The following is an 18,217-nucleotide window of genomic DNA, read 5'->3' on the forward strand; positions in this document are numbered from 1 at the left end:
CCATAAGGTTTTGGGAGTTCCTGCCATCTCAAGAGAATTGATTTTACACAAACGCGAGTGCGACAACAACTTAACTCACAACAAGTTGTCACTCTGTGGTATTATGCCTGACAGCACGATCAAAAAGTCCTGGAATCACTTGATAAACTTATTCTGAAGTTTTAACCTTTTCCATTCCAACAGCAGGAAAATTGCGCTGAGAGCACCGGAAACAGTGTCGGCAATGGGTGCAGAAATCCAGACACCCAGAAGCCCAATAGTCGGGGGCAGTATTATCAGCAGCGGAATTAGAACAAGAACCTGACGCAACAAAGTCACAAAAATTGCTCTGCCAGCCATCCCTATTGATTGAAAATAGCTTCCCACCACAATCTGATATCCGATGATGGGAAGAGCTATCAGAAAATACCGAAGCCCCTCCACTCCATAACGCATCACCTCGGGGCTGTCTGCAACAAAAAGAGAAATAATAGCCCCTGGGAATGACTGAATCAGTATCCAGGCAACTACGGATATGGCAGTTGCAAAAATAATGCTGATTTTCAACGTCTCGCGAACCCTCCTGAAATTGCGAGCACCATAATTGTAACCAATAATGGGTTGTCCTGCCATATTTAACGCCACAATGCTCATGGTCACTAGTACCGCCACACTCATGATAATCCCCATAGCTCCCACCGCCAAATCACTTCCATATTTTATAAGGCTCAGATTCAAAAGCGCTTGAACCACACTATTGGCTATCTGCATGGCAAATGGTGCAAGTCCAATAGTAATAATGGAGCCCAATATGTTGATATCGATGCCGATATACTTTTTCTTCAGATTCACCACACACCGATTGCTCTTGAAATGGACCAATACCCAGATTGACAAACATGCCATAGAAATAATGGTTGCAATGGCTGCTCCCGACACCCCCATATCAAGATAAATGATAAAAAAAGCATCCAGGGGGATATTAATCCCGGCACTAATAAGCATACTTACCATTGCTATCCGGGCATTTCCTTCGGCCCGAATAAGGGAATTCATGGAAAATCCAAATTGATGAAGCACCACCCCCCAAAGAATATAGTTGAGATAATCGTTGGCGTATTGAACAGTGGTGTCAGTGGCGCCAAACAACCGCAACATAGGATCCTTAATGGCAAATCCCAGCACAGTGACGATAAGAGAAACTAAAATCACCAACAGCACAGTATTTCCCACTACTTTGCGGGCACGTTCATAGTTTTTCCTACCCAAACTCAACGATAACCGCACACTTGCACCCACTCCGATGAGCATCCCAAAAGCCATCATAATAACCATTACCGGAAAAACAGCCGTAACACCACTCAACGCCTCGGGACCAACAAACTGCCCGATAAAAATACGGTCTATGATATTGTACAACGAATTGGCCATAACACCAACAAATGCAGGCCAGAAATAGCGCCACATCAATGAACCAACAGGGTGATTCTCCAGATCAAAAAGATTCTTATCGTTCATCCTCAACTCTTATCCGCTAAAAAATAATCTTCAAAGATGGGACAAATATTCATCTTCAGGCTCAAAAAGAAAAGGAAGATTTAATCCGGAAAGGCCATTATCTTCTCAAACCACTTAACAAACCGTTCCAAAGTATAATTTGTTGTGACTTTTTCCCTGGCAGCTTTTCCGAGCCGTTGACGCAATCCCTCAACCTCAAATAAAGAGCGGATGGCGTCAGCCACTTTCAGATAATCAGCACTAACCAATAACCCTTCCCGATCGGTCACCAGCATACGGGTGTCCCCCACATCGGTGACCACAACACCGTTTTCACAAGCCATAGCTTCAATTAACGACTGGCTGGGATAGTTTTCATTACTTTGAAGAGAAACAAAAACCATAGATTGCTGAAGAATTTGCCAGGGGCGTGGGTGTAGCCCTGTAAACACAACATTTTCAAAACCCTGATCGGTCGAATATTGTTGCATCCTGGAAAGCTTACTTCCGGTTCCCATTACAAAAAAAGTGACCTCCCCGAATTGTTCTTCTTTTATCAGAACATTAACAACTTCCAGAAAAAGCATTGGGTTTTTGATGGGCTCCAGCCTTGCCAGAAATACCACCCAGGGTTTTTTGGGTTCAACGGCGAAATAATTAGTGTAATCTATAAAACTGCAAGGCGTCACTAATTTATCGCCTTTAAGCTTTGTTCCCATTGCTTCCTGATATGCACAGACCAAAGACGGAGACAAAAAATCCAGTTGCTGAGCATATTGCAAAACCCAATACTGACTGTCGAAGAATTTCACAACATCGCGGTAAAGCATCAGCTTCTCGGAAGCATTAACACTGTACACCATCCGAATCCCCATCCATTTGCACCACATCCAAATCCATATTCCCCCTTGCCATACCGCATAAACTTTCTTTACTCTAAGATACTTTGCCTTTCGGACAAAGAAAAAGGAGAAACGCAGCCAGAGAAAGAAAGTCCTCAGGAAATATTTCAAGCCCCCCAGGAATTGTATGACTTTAAGTTGTACCGAAGGTGAATTTGATGTAGGAGAGACTCCCTGACTTTTCACTTTTCGTGGAACTCCGCTGCCGCCATCATGAAAAAGAACAATACGCTCGTGAGGCAAAAGGATGGAGCTGTTGACCAAAAGACGATACAGGCGGGTGTTCATAATCAGGTAGAAATCCAATCCATCCGCCATCAGACGATTAAAAAGAGTAGCATATCGCTTCTCTGCCCCACCGTATCTTCCTGAGAAATTCAAGACACACAAAACTCTGTTTTTGGAAACTTCCTTCATTGCCACATCGAATAAAGAAGCTCCGCCAGCCAGGAAGCCCGGTTTTGCCAGGATAAATTTTCCAGTGCAAATTCGGCACAGTGCTTCTTTTGTTCCTTATTGTTGCGATAAAGCAGGATGCGATTAAAAATAGTCTCCGCCGCCTCATCATCCTGCCAGATTTCTCCCAAATCGTTCTCCCGAACCATCCTTTCCAGGGTGTGTACATGAGGAGTAATAAGTACAGAGGTCCCTCCAGCCAGATATTCAGGAAACTTAGTTGGAAAAGCCTCGTGGTTCAATGGTAAATCCTCACGTATCAGCATCGCCAAATCGGCAACCATCTGATAGCGATTCAGCTCAGACTGGTCGAGATGAAAAATGCCATACGAATGTCGGGTAAATTTCGACTTCGCAGTTCAGTTAAAAACTTCTCCGACTCATTGGGAAGATTAATCATAAAAAAAGCATCGGGACAAACCTCCCTGAAACGGGCAAAGAACTCCACCATTTGCGGCACCATCTGGTAATACTTGTCGGTGCCACTGTAAACCAATACGAACCGATTCTCCAGACCAAACCCGGTTTTCATTTCCCGGGCTTTCTGGGCATCATAACAGAAACGACCGGCATCATAAAAATTGTACTTGGCTACATGCCTTTTACCCGGGGGAAGGTCTTTGCACTCGTCGGAAACGGTAAACACAAGATCACTCTTTTTGAGGCAGAGATTTCGGATAAAACGATAGAGCCGGACACGCCACCAGGGAGCTCCCTGAACAGCCATCTCATTGACCCGGTCGCCCCTCATATCGTAAACAAGACGGAAGCGGAAAAACAACCCGAGAATTATCCCATACAGAGCTCCCAAATCATTGTAACCATAGACTATATCAGGATTCGTTGTTTTCATCACCCGATACAACCATTTCAGATTAAGCAGCAACTGCATCAACTGTGGAAAAAGTCGTCCCCGCCTGGTCTTTCGCTCAAAGAAAAAAGCACGACAGGACTCCTCCTGCCGCGTTTGTTTTAAATGTTCTTTGCCGTAGCCGACCTGCTTTGAATTATTATTTAGAGAAACCAGGGTCACATCCATCTCTCTCTTTCGCAATTCGGGCAGCACAAAGCCAAATGCAGTACGGAAATTCAATGTTTGCACCTGAAATCCAGGCTCATCGGGTCGTTGAAAAAACGCCACCGGCAACAAATACAGAATGGACTTGGGCTTGGCCATATCAAAACTTACAAACTCCAGTATTCCAGCTCTTTAATTTTATCTTTAAAAACACCTTTCACATCCACAAAAAGGGCATCGTCACAGGTAATCGACTTAAAATAGGCCTCGTCCAGTTTCATATATTTGTCGTGATTAACGGCAAGAATAATGGCATGATACTCTTTCTTAATCTCATTCACCAGCCCATAACCATACTCTTCCATCAACTCCTCAGAAGAAGCATAAGGATCTGCAACATCCACCTCCACACTGAAAGATCGAAGTTCGTTGTAAACATCGGCAACTTTGGAATTACGAATATCGCTCACATTTTCCTTAAAAGTAGCCCCCATGATAAGCACCCGGGCACCATTTATTTTATGTCCAGTAGAGATGAGTTTCTTCACCACCTGTTTGGCCACATAAGGACCCATTGCATCATTAATAACCCGGCCTCCGGTAATAATTTTGGAGTGATACCCCAGTTCGTTGGCCTTGTAAGTAAGATAATAGGGATCCACACCAATACAATGTCCACCCACCAATCCGGGGAAAAACCTCAGGAAATTCCATTTGGTTCCTGCTGCCTCAAGCACCTCGTAAGTGTTTATATTCAGCCGATTAAATATCAGCGACAATTCATTCATTAAAGCGATATTCACATCACGCTGGGTATTTTCGATAATTTTGGCAGCCTCCGCCACTTTAATTGAACTGGCCCTATGGATACCGGCCTTAATTATGGAGCTGTAAACATCAGAAATAACCTCAAGCGCTTCCGGATCGCTTCCGGAAACAATTTTCAGAATTTTAGTCAGCGTATGTTCCTTGTCGCCTGGGTTGATGCGTTCGGGCGAATAACCGACCTTAAAATCTTCATTGAACTTAAGCCCTGACTCCTCTTCCAGTATTGGAACACAATCTTCTTCGGTACATCCGGGATAAACAGTGGATTCAAAAACTACATAATCTCCTTTTTTCAAGGCTTTACCCACCGTACGGGATGCACTAAGTAAGGGATTAAGATCAGGTAGATTGTGCTTATTAATAGGTGTGGGCACTGCTACCACATGAAAAGTAGCTTCACGCAAATCGGCCGGATCACTTGAAAATTGTATATCACAACCTTCAAAATCTGAAGCCTCTAATTCATTGCTCGGGTCAATTCCCTTTTTCATCAGTTCCACCCGCGCAGGCTTGATATCAAACCCAATAACCTTCATTTTACGGGAAAATTCCAAAGCAATAGGAAGTCCCACATAGCCCAGCCCTACAACTGACAGCTTCGTTTCTTTGTTAATAAGTTGCTGAAACATAACTTCTTAAAATTTTGTTTTCTCTATGTTGATAAATTCTCTCAATGATATCTACAACTTTCAGCCCCTCTAACGCATTGGTGGTAACATAAGTTCGCTCCCTGAGGGTCTGAATTACATTATCAATCACATATTGGTGATTAGCGGCTGAACCTTTGTAGCTGCCGTAATCGTTCGGCGGGTTCACGGGCAGTAAATCAGGCATTTCATAATCCTTAATATTACATTCCACCACTTCGTTCATGTACTGACCAGCTACTTTGATGGTTCCTTTTTCTCCGATAATGGTAATGGTGCTCTCCAGGTTACGATCCCACACAGCCGTTGAGAAATTAATATTTCCCATTCCTCCTTTCACAAAGTTAAACATCACCGAACCGCTGTCTTCAAAATCAGTGGATTGCTGATGCGCAAAATCATTAAAACTGGCCTTAATTTGAGTGATATCGCCAAATAACCAGTACAAAATATCGATAAAATGGGAAAACTGCGTAAATAATGTTCCGCCATCCAACCCGGCAGTCCCGTGCCAATCATTCTTCCGGTAATAATGGTCATCACGGTTCCAGAAGCAGTTGAGCTGGACAAAATAGATTTGCCCGAGACGTTTTTGTTCCATCACCTCTTTAAGCCATACCGAAGGAGGCGAATAACGATTTTGCATTACCGTGAAGACATGTCTGGAGACCTGAAGGGCTTTATGGATAATTTCTTCACCCTCCATTCTGGTCAAAGCCATCGGTTTCTCCACAACAACATGCTTCCGTTTCTCTAAAGCTGCTACAGCCTGACTTGCGTGTAAACCGTTGGGCGTGCAAATATTCACCACATGGCAATCGTCCAGTGTTTCCAGCATCTTACTGAAACTGGTAAAATAGGGAACATGATCCTGGTCCCAGCCTGTTTCTTCCGGAGACCGAATATCGCAAACGGCGCAAAGCTCTGCTTCCGGGTTATCCCTTATCATGGCAGCGTGTCTTTTTCCGATGCGCCCCAGACCCACAATTGCGAACCTGATTTTAGTTGATGTTACCATAGTTCTATCTTTTAACGACCCTTCCATTTTCCAATAAATAAATTTCCGCGCTCTCGGGACAAACAGCCATTCGGTCCTCATCGAACTCCAACGGATGTCCAAATTCGCTCATCCATCCGGCTTGTCGGGCCGGGTTGCCCACCATAAGCGCATAATCGGCCACATCATGGGTAACCACTGCTCCGGCCCCAATAAAAGCATAGCGTCCGATGGTGTGTCCACAAACAATGGTGGCATTGGCGCCGATGGTTGCGCCGGTTTTTACCACCGTTTCCTCATACTGATTACGCCTTGGAACAGCGCTGCGCGGGTTGGAGACATTCGTAAAAACACATGAAGGGCCAAGAAAAACGTCGTCCTCACAAACCACTCCGGTGTAGATGGAAACATTATTCTGCACTTTCACATTATTGCCCAGAATAACCCCCGGCGAAACAACCACATTTTGTCCAAGGTTACAGTTTTCACCAATACGGCAACCGCTCATAATGTGGCAGAAATGCCAGATGGTTGTTCCAATTCCAATTTCTGTCTGGTCGTCAACAACTGCTGAAGGATGAATTTTAGGTAAAGTTAATCCCTGCATAAGTAGCTTATTTTTTAAAGAACTTCTTTATGTTTTTAATGATATATACCTGTTGCTCTTCCGTCATTTCAGTGTGCATAGGCAACGACAAAACCTCCTCACTTAACATTTCGCTCACGGGGAGCCGAAAATTGTTGCCACAACAAGGTGCAAAAACAGGTTGCCGATGCAATGGCACAGGATAATATACCATAGAGGAAACGCCTGCCTGAGCAAGAAAATCTTTTAACCCGTCACGCAAATCACCTCTCACCCTGACGGTAAACTGATTAAATGTATGTTGGGCCTTTTCACTTTGTTGGGGTAGTTTCAATTCTGAAACGTTTGTCAGTTCATCGAAATAAAGTTCTGCAACCTTTTGTCGCCTGAGGATAAAATCATCCAGATGTTTTAACTTCTCGATTAAAACCGCAGCCTGTAGTGTATCCAGGCGTGAGTTTATTCCCACACGTTCGTTGAAATATTTCTTTTTTGACCCATGATTTACAATCATCCTAAGTCGCTCAGCCAAATACTCATCATGGGTAAAGCAAGCCCCTCCATCTCCAAAACATCCCAGATTTTTGGAAGGAAAAAAAGAGGTACAACCAATATGGCCTATGGTTCCCAACTTTTGAAATGTCCCATTCATTTGGTAAGAGGCTCCCAGGCTCTGCGCGCCGTCTTCGATCACAAAAAGCTCAAGTTCCCGGGCAATTTCCATGATCTCATCCATCGCCGCTCCCTGACCAAATAAATGCACCGGAATAATAACACGGGTCCGCTCAGTCAAGGCATTTCTGACTTTTGCAGGGTCGATATTATAGGTATGCGGATCCACATCCACCAAAACCGGTTGAAGCCCCAATAAAACAATCACCTCAACCGTGGAGACGAAAGAAAAGGTCGTCGTTATCACTTCATCACCGGGCTCAAGATCCAGGGCCATCAGGGCAGCCTGCAGAGCATCTGTTCCATTACCACAGGGAATAACATGGCCCGTAGAAAGATAACCTGCCAGGGCATCACTAAAGACTTTCACTTCAGCTCCGTTGATATAGTTTCCCAGATCCAGTACCCGTTGCATTGCCCCATCGATTTCCGGTTGCAAACGATGATATTGTCCGGTGAGATCTACCATCGGAATTTGAATATTCTTATTATGTATATCTGCCATTTTCATTCACAATACTCTGCTTGATTTTTACATGCAATTGATAATTAACCCATTACAAAATCGGACAAGAAAACCACAACTCCCTCATAATAAAAACTTTGCGTCATTGCGTCTCTGCGTTTAAGCTTTTTTTTAACGGGCAATTACCTTCAAAACCCATAATTTATTCCAAATTTACCGGTTACCGTTCCCTCCATCAAAAAAGGAGGAAGGTATTTATCTTTTTCGGGACCACTAACATCCTGGTGACACAAAGAGAAAAAGAGATAACCGTCATTTATCACCTGCCAGGAACCTTTCAATGCCGTTTGCTGCAATTTCCACCTCACCTCATCCATAAACGGCAATCCCCAGCGGGGTTCTTCCTGGTTGATTTCAGGATATTCGGTTTCTCTGCCTTCAACCAGGATCTCCTGGTAGCTCTTCCCTTTCCTGGCTATTAAGTGAGACAACTCCAGTTTTAACCCGCGAAGGGGTCGATACTGAAAACTCAGAAATACCTCGTCGCTATTATCCTGAAGGTAGTGGCCCATAGTATAATTATTGCTCTTCCAGGTAGTTGTAGGGATTTTATGCTGAAAAACCATCGGATGATTTCGGGTATATTCAAGAGTAAAAGCAGTTCCTTCAATAAGATTGGAAACTCTGGCCCCGGCTTTTAAACTTATATAATTGGATTGCTGATGTTTATCGAACATCCGGTTGATTGAAATCTCATCTACAAAAAGCGTAGAATAAAGATGAAGATGCTGAATCTGACGGCTGCTGACTCCAAAAAACATCTGGGCATTCTGCCCCACTTCATTAGATGCTCCATTGTATGTGTGGTCCACAGATTTATAGAACATCACCGGAATTAAAAATGCCGGATTGACATCCGTATCGGCATAAACGATGCTGTTGCCCGCTGAAAAATACAAACGGGGCAAGGGGCGAACCGTTATCAGGTTGGCCGCCACATATTTATTGGCAAATACTTCTCGTGTTCCATCGTAATAGTTGAATGATTCCGCACTGTCCACCACCTCCGAAACCAACCAGCCATGCATAAAATCAAGCTGAAACCATGGTAACGGACTGATTGAAAACGACAAATACGCGTGCGAAGGGGCAATTCCGGAGAAAATATTCGCCCCGTTGTACCCATATCCCCATTGGTAAGCGTCTTTGTGGAGCCCAATGCGTCCCCAGTCCCATGACCAGGTAACACCGCCCCGTGCCTCACTGTAATCGCCGCTATCGTCATCACTCTTGTAAACCGCACCTCTGCGGGAAACCAGGTATTCAGGCCCACCCAGTACCTTTGACTCATGATTGTCGCGTAAGCCGGCATAAAAGCCAAAGTGCTTACCAATGGTTCCATGAAGCTCTCCCCCATTAAAACGATAGTAAGCCATTTCTCCACCCGAGGAAAGTACCTCCAGTCCCAAAACCGGGTTAACCGTCAGCTGAAACAAGGAATCGGAATAATAAAAAAGATCAAAACGCTTATTGATCGGTGTCTTTACTGTTTGTTCTTTCCCAAAATCACGTAAATAAAAGGCTATTTCATTCTTTATCCTCTCAGCCAATTCATCATGGGCAGAAGCTTCCACTAGTCTGTCAGATATAAACTTTCGTCCGTAAGGCTTCGTAATGGTATTTATATCAATAATTCCCAGATTGGCAAGTTCATCCAATAGCTCATAAACACCTGTATTATCAATATGCACAGGCACATACTGCCCCCTCGTCTCATTACAAGAGAACCCCATTGCCAAGAAGAAGAACAAAATATGAGTCCAGGATAAATAATTCTTAAAAAACATTCTCATAAGCATTGAAAACAAATCTCTGATAACAAAAATCTTGCGGAACTCCGTCCCTGTGTTTGGTTAATTCTTAACGAACTATTGTTTGAAAAACATTCAACATTCTTTTTCCTACCACCTCTAAAGTGGCGTTCTCCCGGAACCACCGAACAGATCTTTCAGCTATCTGCTGCATTCGCTCGGGATCTGCCAGCAAACCTTCAATAGTTTCTTCCAAATCTTCCGGATTACAACTAACAACCGGGATGTCAGGATAACAACTACGCGCCCACTGCTCCATGCGGCAAATTACCACACACCCGCGCGACAACCCTTCGATAGCCAGGAGGCCGAACGTATGCGTAAACTGATCCACCAGGATGTGCGCTTTCCCCAGATTCTCAAGCACCTCCCGGTTGGTCATTCGACGTGAAAGATACTCAATCTTATACTTTCCATTCAATTTGGCAATAGCCGCTTCAACATATCGAGTTCCCTTCAGTTCCTGATGTGAAGGGAAATGCATAATTTTCCAGCTTCCGGCACCCGAATAACGCTCCAAATCAACTTGTTGCCCGGGTAAATCAGTCATCAACCACATAGGTAATGCTTTTTCAGGTTTTTTCAGGTAGCCCGATGTGTTAGGACGTGAAAAAATAAAATCGGCCATCTTCTCAAAATACTCAATCCTGCGTCTTTTCTCGTCTGGCTTGTGACACAAGCAATACCGTTGCTTACCCACATCACTGCAAAACCAGCAATCGCTGTATTTCATGGCATTCAACTCATCATGCGGATTTCGCTCAGCGCAACCGGGGAAAAAAAATGCCACTTTTTTCCCAAAAAACTTCAATACCCCCAAATCCCGATGATTATCAAAAAAGGTGATGGGCGAGATAAAGTAAAACAGGTCGTAACGAAAGAGAACCGAGATAAAAAACAAAAATCGAATGCCCGCATTCACCGGTCTTAAAACAAAACGGTTATTGACCAGCTTAATAAGTCCCTTCCGGCTCACAGACCTGAATTGCACCACTTCTTTATCCACCGGATATCCGAATTCATGAGCATGGTAAACGTAACTTTCTGCTTTTACCCCCACACTCCTTAGCGAACGGGCAATGTAATGTGCATTTCCAGCTGTGTTTCCCGGCCCCACAAAAACCCTGAGTTTCTTAATATTTTTTGCTTTCTCTTCTGTGTTCATCCACCAGATCTTCCAGTTTTACAAATTCCAAATTCATCTCCAAAAGCTTGTTGAACAAGGTTTCAGCTCCTTTGCCCAGGTTTTTATAACCGGAGAGATGATCCGGATCCTGATAAAAAGGTTTGGCCCCTTCATATCTTTCACGACTTTCGGTGTTCAAAAATATATGCACCGGATGAAAATTTACGATGTTCAACCCGGCATTGAAATCCAGCTCCATATCTAAAAAATCTTTCCCATAGGAAAAATGCAGATAGTCTTCCCAGTTAAAGGGAATACGCAACACATCATTCCACAAGGGCAACAGCTCCAGATTTCGGCTGTATGGCAAACACACATTGCTCTCATACTCATAACCCATCTCACAAAACATATCAATCAGTACATTGCTCACCAACGATGAGTGTGAACGTATTCCCCTGGCTTGCGGAAAAAGCTCTCGCAACCGCTCCACAACCTCCTTCGCCTTTTCTTTTCTTCCGTTCAGCAAGGGATTGAAATTAGGATGTACCCCAATCTCAAACTGCTTCTTATCAAGCCCATTCAGCAAGCCGGTGGCGTGCGTGGCAAAAAGCGTACAAGGCACTCCCGTTTTTGACAACAGTTCCAGCGTATGTCCCAGAATCCTGTCCGGTACCCAGTCAATGTCAATGGTTATTACTGTTTTCATTTTAAGCCCCCTTTCACCCATGTTTCTTTTTTCCCCTAAAACGATTCTTGCTTAGGCAGAATTTTTAATCTGCCGGATCTTTGCACTATCAGGTCTATAACAATTTCTCTATTTAGTTTTCCCCAAAGTTTCTCAGCCACCACTCAAAACTAAGCAGCGACCAAATCAGCAAACGCCGGTTTTCTTTCCCGTCAATATGGTCGTTCATCAGCCGTTGTGCAACATCTGCATCAATATACTCAAAAATCCGTGCATCATCACTAAAAAGCAACCGTCGGATATACTCTACACTCTCTCCTTTAAACCAACTGGCATCGGGTGCCGAAAACCCTTGCTTGTGGCCGTTGCAATACTCCTCGGGCACATATCGTTGCAACATATTGCGCAACAATATTTTACCGTCGGTAGAAGCCGATTTAAACTGAAAAGCCTTACTGGTCAGGTCGTTTTCATTAATTCGGGATATCTTTTTCCAATCTCTAAGCTTCAATTCCACAGGAACTTTCATGGCAAAATCCACCAGGTCATTATCAAGAAAAGGCAGACGGGTTTCAAGTCCGTGCGCCATACTCAGTTTGTCTTCAACCAGCAAGAGTCCATGAAGAAAAGTTTTACTCTCAAAATAGAGCGAATTATTGATGTATGACTGGGCATCATGGCCATTCGAAGGACCGCCATTCAGCAAGTCCTTAAACACCCGTGCCGGACGCCCAAAGTCAAGTTGAGACCGAAGACCGCTATTAAAAAACGTTTCACGAAAATCATCAGGCACCAGCCTTTGCCAATATTTAAAATAGCGATCGGCAAACCCGTTTTGGTAACCATTGACGGTATTGTGATAATAGCGCCATGGATACCCCGCGAACAACTCATCGCCTCCGGCGCCCGAAAGACAAACTTTTACAAAACGGCCTGCCAGTCGGGAGATGTAATAATTGGGATAGGACTGTCCCACCCGTAAATCCTCCAAATGACTAATCAGCTCGGGCATTACCCGTTCCATATCCCCGGCTTTAAGGACCACCTCGTAATGTTCAGTTTTGTATAGATTAGAAAGGTACTCTGAACGCTCCCGCTCATCAAAATTGAGCTCCAGTCCGGATGCCGAGGACAAATCGAACCCGGCAGTAAACGATTTCAGATTTTTGAACTTTCTGGATGCCACACAGGTAATACCGCCACTGTCCATGCCTCCACTGAGATAGGCCCCTACTTCCACATCCGACACCAACTGCCGGTCAACTGCCTTTTCGAACAACCGATGAAGCTCCGCTTCAGCCTCTTGCTGTGACATGGGCGTTGGATTGAAATCAAAATCCCAGTATTTCTGAGGTGACCCGCATCCTTTCCCCTGTCGCACCTCCATAAAATGACCGGCAGGCAGTAGCTTCACACTGTCAAAAAGAGTAAGGTCGCTGAAAATATTCTGAAACGAAAAGTATTCTGTCAGGGCATCATTGGAAACCTTAAATTTAAAAGAAGGATGTTGCTGAATAGATTTAATCTCAGACCCAAACAGGAATATCTCCGGATTATCGCGATAATAAAGAGGTTTTATGCCATAACGATCGCGTGCCAGAAGCAATCTTTGTTCACTGACAAACCATGCGGCAAAAGCAAACATTCCGTTGAACCGTTGAACAGCCTGGCATCCCCAGCAATGGAGCGCATTCAAAACCACTTCTGTATCCGAACTGCCTCTGAACCTATACCCTGCTGATTCCAGCTCAGTTCTTAGTTCCCGGTAATTGTAAACCTCCCCGTTGTACGATAACACCACCTGCCCGTCGAAACTAACCATGGGCTGATGCCCGGTCTCCGACAAATCAAGAATCGCCAGTCGCCGGTGTCCCAGCCCGACCGGCCCGGATGTCCATACGCCTTCACCATCTGGTCCTCTGTGAGCAAGTACACGTGTCATTTTCTGACAAAGCTCTCCCGGTACCGGTTCATTATTAAGATTGAATATACCTGTTATTCCACACATGCTTTCAATTTTTCCACTACTTCCGACTGTTCTGCTTCCGTCATTGAATGATACATGGGCAGAACAAGCGTTTCTTCCCATGCTCTGATACTTCCGGGATATTGCCTACTCAACCGGACACCCTCTCCCTGAAAAGCAGGTTGCTGGTGCAGGGAATAGGTTCCTATCTGAGCTTCAATACCCTGTTCTCTTAACTGTTTCATTATCCGGTCACGGTTCCGAACAAAAACTGCGAAACTTTGATAGGAGTGGATGCCGTTTTCGGTAGTCAGGGGTATTTTTATCTTTTCCTGATCATCTAACAATTGAAGATAGTTTCTGGCCAGCACCCTGCGCTCGTTGAGCAAATCATCAACAATCTCCATCTGCGCCAGGCCCAATGCCGCCAGAATGTTGCTCATTTTATAATTCGTGCCGGTCGTTAGAAAAACCACCCCTTCCCTTTGGTCATCAGACCCCATTCCGAAATGTTTATATTGATGCAAAGCCCGGGCCCACTGCTCGTTAGGTGTTGTAACCATTCCACCTTCCCCGGTGGTAATAAACTTTCGCGGATGAAAACTAAAAACGGTCATATCGCTCCAGGCCCCTGTTTTCTGCCCTTTAAAAGAACTGCCCAGGGCACAGGCCGCGTCTTCAATAATCAAAATCCCATAACGCTCTTTTAATGTCATCAACTGATCAAAGTCCAGAGGGTTTCCAAATAATGAAACCGGCATCACTGCTTTGGTATTATAAGACATGGCTTCTTCCAATTGATGATAATCTATCAGCAACGTTTCCGGATCTACATCTACAATAACAGGTGTAGCTCCAACAATCCGCACTGCCCCGGCTGTAGCTGGATAAGTATAATCAGGAACAATCACCTCATCCCCACGACCAATACCAGCCACACGCAACGCTGTTTCAAGTCCGGTGGTGCATGAAGTAAAAGCAATGGCATTCGAAACCCCGACATAAGAGGCCACTGAGCGCTCAAAGCTTTTGGTAACGGGTCCCTCTGTAAGAAATCCGCTATCCAGCACTTCATTAACCAATTCCTTTACACGGTCATTGATGTAAGGACGTATAAGTGGTATCCGATAACTCATAGTTTTTTAAACCTTTATTAGACTCACACAATTATTGAGAATACTCAGAAACTTTTAAAATCTCATTAACCATAAAAGCTGTCACATCCTCATGGTCTTCGAGAATTTTCTCTGCCTGACGTCCCCCATTTGCTTTTGTTCCCGCCCTGCTCAACAAAACAGAGGCACTCTTCAGAGCCATTCCCTGTTCTTTTTCCGAAGTTCCAAAATTCAAGACCAGACCATATTTTTCTTCCAAATATATAAGATTCCCCAAATTAAAATCGGCCAGATACACGGCAGGTGTTCCCAGAATTGCGGCTTCAGTTGCCATTGTTGCCCCCTCCCCAACAAGCACGTTTGCATAAAACAACAAATCGTGTATTCGATGAGATTCCAGTTTAAGGCGCAAGTTTTCAAGCTCTGGAGGCAACGGGCCTTCCGAACTGATAAAAACACGACCATATTTCTCAAGACTTTTTACCAATTGAATCTTCCGCTTGCCGGAAAAACCCTGCTTCCCGTGATCGTGAACTGCCGACCAGCCCACAAAACGAACGATGGCAAATGGTTCATTTTCTTTTAAATTCAAACAATCCAAAACCGAACGGTCGGGCTCAAAATAACGGGGATGCAGGTAACACAGCTCCATCAACCCATGGAAACGTTCATGCCCCGGCCCCAACTCGCGCGAGAAACAAACAGGCGTATAAACCGTCCTGGTAAAAGGACGGATAAAAAACCGATAAATTCCGGTGGTTTCTGTATCTGTAAAAGTGATATAGGGTTTCTTCAACAACCAGGAAGCAAGTCCGGAATAAATGGTACTAAAATCCAGGAAAAGATCCGGTTTAAACTTTCGGGCTCGTAGATATTGTCTCCACGAAGTAATAAGCAAATACCAAATTTTTCCCATGGTTGATTTAGCTCCGGCACCTCTGTCAATAAAAGGAATCTGATAATGTTGAAGCAATTCGGACACATGCTCGCGATTACGGGCAGTAATCAGAAACCGATGACCTTTCTCCTCCATAATCCGGATGAAATTCCGAAAATAATGCACGTGGGCCGGATGCCCTATATCAAGAAATATCTTCATACTTTGCAATAATTTCTGTAGTAAAAGATTCTCAAATGTTTATACCAGCGGTAAAAAACTCGTCCCAGGTTCCAAAGCACCCAATTGTGAACATAAATGTACCGCCCTGTTTCCCTGATGGTTCCTCCATAGGACTTTTTATATTGACGGGTTAAAAAATCCTTGCCGGGCCGTCCACCATTTCCCAGGTCAAGAAATCGAATCCCCTCTTGCTCCAGCTCCTGAATCACATTCCACAAAAAACCGTCATACATCCATTCTGATGTTGTGTTTAAACAATGCCCTTCTATCCAGAAGTAAGCCTCCTGTCTGAACTTCATAACCACAACAACGGCTTTTAACTCCCCTCCCACGTCAAAACCTTTTATTCTCACAAAAGGTTGCAACATTTCCAGTTCATCAATAAAACGGAACAATGTGCGGTGAGGAACCGGGCGTCCCTTTTTCCCAACTGCGCATCGGATAATTCTCCAGACATTTGCCATATCCTGTAATCCACGCAAATCTCGGATATTGTACAATACATTATCCAATCGTCCAATATTGTTGCGACGTTCAGGAGAAAGTGACTCCCACATTTCTCCTGATTTACGGTTCATATCAACAACCACCGAGAGATAAGACTCATAATAAAACCCCGCCTCTTCGAAAGCAGGCTTTAAAGAAAGCCCCAATCGCAGATTTCTAATCTCGGAAAAGACCGCTTTATGTCCGAAATCTTTCACCATATGTTCCAGCAGAGCCAGTAAAATACCCTTGTCATGACCCGCCACAAGAGGTCCTCCAAAAACAATTTGGCGCCGCGTAAACCAGGAAAGCGGAAATACAGAATTTTTGAAATTCACAGCAACCATTACTCCTACCATCTGCTGGTCATCAAAAGCAAAGAAAACAACAGGTCGCTGAAATTTTATCAGTTGATGCAAATCATACATCCATGGCATTTGAAAAATACTGCCGTCAGGATGGTTGCTCACAAAATCAGCCCAAACCTTTCGGTCAACCTTTTCCGTATCTGTAATTACTCTCAGTGCCATGTGTATATTCTTTCTCTATTATTTTCCTGAGCTGCCTCTGCCTCCAGTCAACGAAGCAGCAAGGTATTCATTCATTAATCTGGAAGAAATCCTGTCAATATCGAGTTCCTCTATCACTTTACGTCCGCTGATTCTCCGGGGTGAAAGGATTACTCTCCGCACCGCTTCGGAAATTAGTCTGGCATCGGCAGGAACCACTTCACATCCTTCAGTCTCGTTTAACCAAACTGCAACATCACCCACCGGGGTTGAAACAACAGGAACATTGCATGCCAGAGCCTCCTTTACTACATTTGGTGACCCCTCCCATTTGGAAGTAACCAAAACCACATCGGCGGCATTATAAAACCAGGGCATCATAGAAGTCGGTGTATCATAAATAACTTTCAACTCCACCTGTTGATCAGCCAATAACTCAACAGACTCTATCGCAAGCTTCACATTTTTCACCTCTCTTTCCGGATTGGCCGGCCATAAAACAATTTTCCTGTGTGACCAGCCCATTTTTATACGTGCTTCTTCCCTGGAAATTTCCCGAAACAAATTTAAGTCGACCCCATTGGGAATAACCTTTGCATGGTCCACCCCCAGCCGGTTCAGCATTTGTTCACTCTTCACAATCACACAAGGCCAAAAAAAAACAGAAAAAAACTTCACCAGCCATAACAACCATCGGGGGCCAAAAACATCGCTTCCCATGAGAGATACAACAAGAGAACGAGCTCCCGCAAGGCTGGCTATCACAGCACTCAGACCGTAATGTGCATGTACCACCTCAAAATGGTTTTGCTTTAAAAACCTTCGCAATCGGAATCCACCTTTTGCATAACCTTTAAGCCCCCGCTCTTTTACATAAAAAAATGTGACTCCAATCCCTCTTTCCCGAAGACCCCTGGCTTGTTCGACTACCGCCTCAGTGCAACGTCCCTTTCGTACTGCACTACAAATAAAAAGAACCTTCCCGGTAAAAAGATTTGTTGTGATTTCCATAACATTTCAAGTAAAGCCACCCTTCCCAAAAAACGGGATTCATTTTTTAACGGCAATTAAATTTAAGGAATTCGCAAATCGTCTGCTGAGAAGACTGGTCAGTGACAGTCAGTATTTGACCAATTGAAGAATTTTGTATATAAGAGCAGAGTTAAAAAAATGATTTCAATTTTTTTTGCATATTTGACATTTCGTAATCATATTGATTAAATTTTAAGTCATACCTATCTCTTCCGAAACTGATTCTTCTGGAATTTTTCGGAATCTGGAACATCAG

16 protein-coding genes are annotated in these 18,217 nt (G+C 44.1%); all 16 read right to left on the reverse strand.

Annotated elements, in window-relative coordinates:
- Positions 1-135 precede the first annotated feature (135 nt).
- The gene (locus QZZ43_RS09155; RefSeq protein ID WP_291858162.1) at positions 136-1,497 is read right to left on the reverse strand and encodes an MATE family efflux transporter; all 1,362 of its coding nucleotides are present in this window, start codon (positions 1,495-1,497) and stop codon (positions 136-138) included.
- 80 nt (positions 1,498-1,577) lie between these two features.
- Positions 1,578-2,759 carry a glycosyltransferase family 4 protein gene (locus QZZ43_RS09160; protein ID WP_291858165.1) on the reverse strand — a complete coding sequence of 394 codons (1,182 nt, stop codon included), beginning with the start codon at positions 2,757-2,759 and terminating at the stop codon, positions 1,578-1,580.
- Between the two features lie 32 nt (positions 2,760-2,791).
- Complete coding sequence (locus QZZ43_RS09165) at positions 2,792-3,118, reverse strand: hypothetical protein (RefSeq protein ID WP_291858167.1); 327 nt, start codon at positions 3,116-3,118, stop codon at positions 2,792-2,794.
- 11 nt (positions 3,119-3,129) lie between these two features.
- A complete protein-coding gene (locus tag QZZ43_RS09170) occupies positions 3,130-4,011 on the reverse strand; it encodes a glycosyltransferase (RefSeq protein ID WP_291858169.1) in 882 nt (293 codons plus the stop codon).
- A gap of 8 nt (positions 4,012-4,019) precedes the next feature.
- Complete coding sequence (locus QZZ43_RS09175; protein ID WP_291858171.1) at positions 4,020-5,309, reverse strand: nucleotide sugar dehydrogenase; 1,290 nt, start codon at positions 5,307-5,309, stop codon at positions 4,020-4,022.
- Entirely contained in the window at positions 5,290-6,345 is a 1,056-nt protein-coding gene (locus QZZ43_RS09180) for a Gfo/Idh/MocA family oxidoreductase (RefSeq protein ID WP_291858175.1), read from the reverse strand. The genes QZZ43_RS09175 and QZZ43_RS09180 overlap by 20 nt, the downstream gene beginning before the upstream one ends.
- 4 nt (positions 6,346-6,349) lie before the next feature.
- Positions 6,350-6,931, reverse strand: coding sequence for an acyltransferase (locus QZZ43_RS09185; RefSeq protein WP_291858177.1), 582 nt, complete (start codon positions 6,929-6,931; stop codon positions 6,350-6,352).
- 7 nt (positions 6,932-6,938) lie between these two features.
- A complete protein-coding gene (locus QZZ43_RS09190; RefSeq protein ID WP_291858178.1) occupies positions 6,939-8,087 on the reverse strand; it encodes a DegT/DnrJ/EryC1/StrS aminotransferase family protein in 1,149 nt (382 codons plus the stop codon).
- Positions 8,088-8,236: 149 nt separating this feature from the next.
- Positions 8,237-9,895 carry a hypothetical protein gene (locus tag QZZ43_RS09195; RefSeq protein ID WP_291858179.1) on the reverse strand — a complete coding sequence of 553 codons (1,659 nt, stop codon included), beginning with the start codon at positions 9,893-9,895 and terminating at the stop codon, positions 8,237-8,239.
- A 73-nt stretch (positions 9,896-9,968) separates the two neighbouring features.
- Entirely contained in the window at positions 9,969-11,084 is a 1,116-nt protein-coding gene (locus QZZ43_RS09200; protein ID WP_291858181.1) for a glycosyltransferase, read from the reverse strand.
- Positions 11,053-11,754 carry a hypothetical protein gene (locus QZZ43_RS09205; RefSeq protein ID WP_291858183.1) on the reverse strand — a complete coding sequence of 234 codons (702 nt, stop codon included), beginning with the start codon at positions 11,752-11,754 and terminating at the stop codon, positions 11,053-11,055. Before QZZ43_RS09205 ends, QZZ43_RS09200 begins: the two co-directional genes overlap by 32 nt.
- 112 nt (positions 11,755-11,866) lie before the next feature.
- A complete protein-coding gene (asnB, locus tag QZZ43_RS09210; RefSeq protein WP_291858185.1) occupies positions 11,867-13,741 on the reverse strand; it encodes an asparagine synthase (glutamine-hydrolyzing) in 1,875 nt (624 codons plus the stop codon).
- On the reverse strand, positions 13,729-14,835 hold the full coding sequence (locus QZZ43_RS09215; protein WP_291858187.1) for a DegT/DnrJ/EryC1/StrS aminotransferase family protein: 1,107 nt from the start codon (positions 14,833-14,835) through the stop codon (positions 13,729-13,731). Before QZZ43_RS09215 ends, asnB begins: the two co-directional genes overlap by 13 nt.
- 31 nt (positions 14,836-14,866) lie before the next feature.
- Entirely contained in the window at positions 14,867-15,913 is a 1,047-nt protein-coding gene (locus QZZ43_RS09220) for a DUF354 domain-containing protein (RefSeq protein ID WP_291858188.1), read from the reverse strand.
- Positions 15,910-16,950, reverse strand: a complete 1,041-nt coding sequence (locus QZZ43_RS09225; protein WP_291858190.1) for a hypothetical protein — start codon at positions 16,948-16,950, stop codon at positions 15,910-15,912. The genes QZZ43_RS09220 and QZZ43_RS09225 overlap by 4 nt, the downstream gene beginning before the upstream one ends.
- Before the next feature lie 18 nt (positions 16,951-16,968).
- The gene (locus tag QZZ43_RS09230) at positions 16,969-17,940 is read right to left on the reverse strand and encodes a glycosyltransferase family 4 protein (protein ID WP_291858191.1); all 972 of its coding nucleotides are present in this window, start codon (positions 17,938-17,940) and stop codon (positions 16,969-16,971) included.
- Positions 17,941-18,217: the final 277 nt, after the last annotated feature.

This window comes from Marinilabilia sp., from assembly GCF_016278715.1.
Classification (GTDB): domain Bacteria; phylum Bacteroidota; class Bacteroidia; order Bacteroidales; family Marinilabiliaceae; genus Marinilabilia.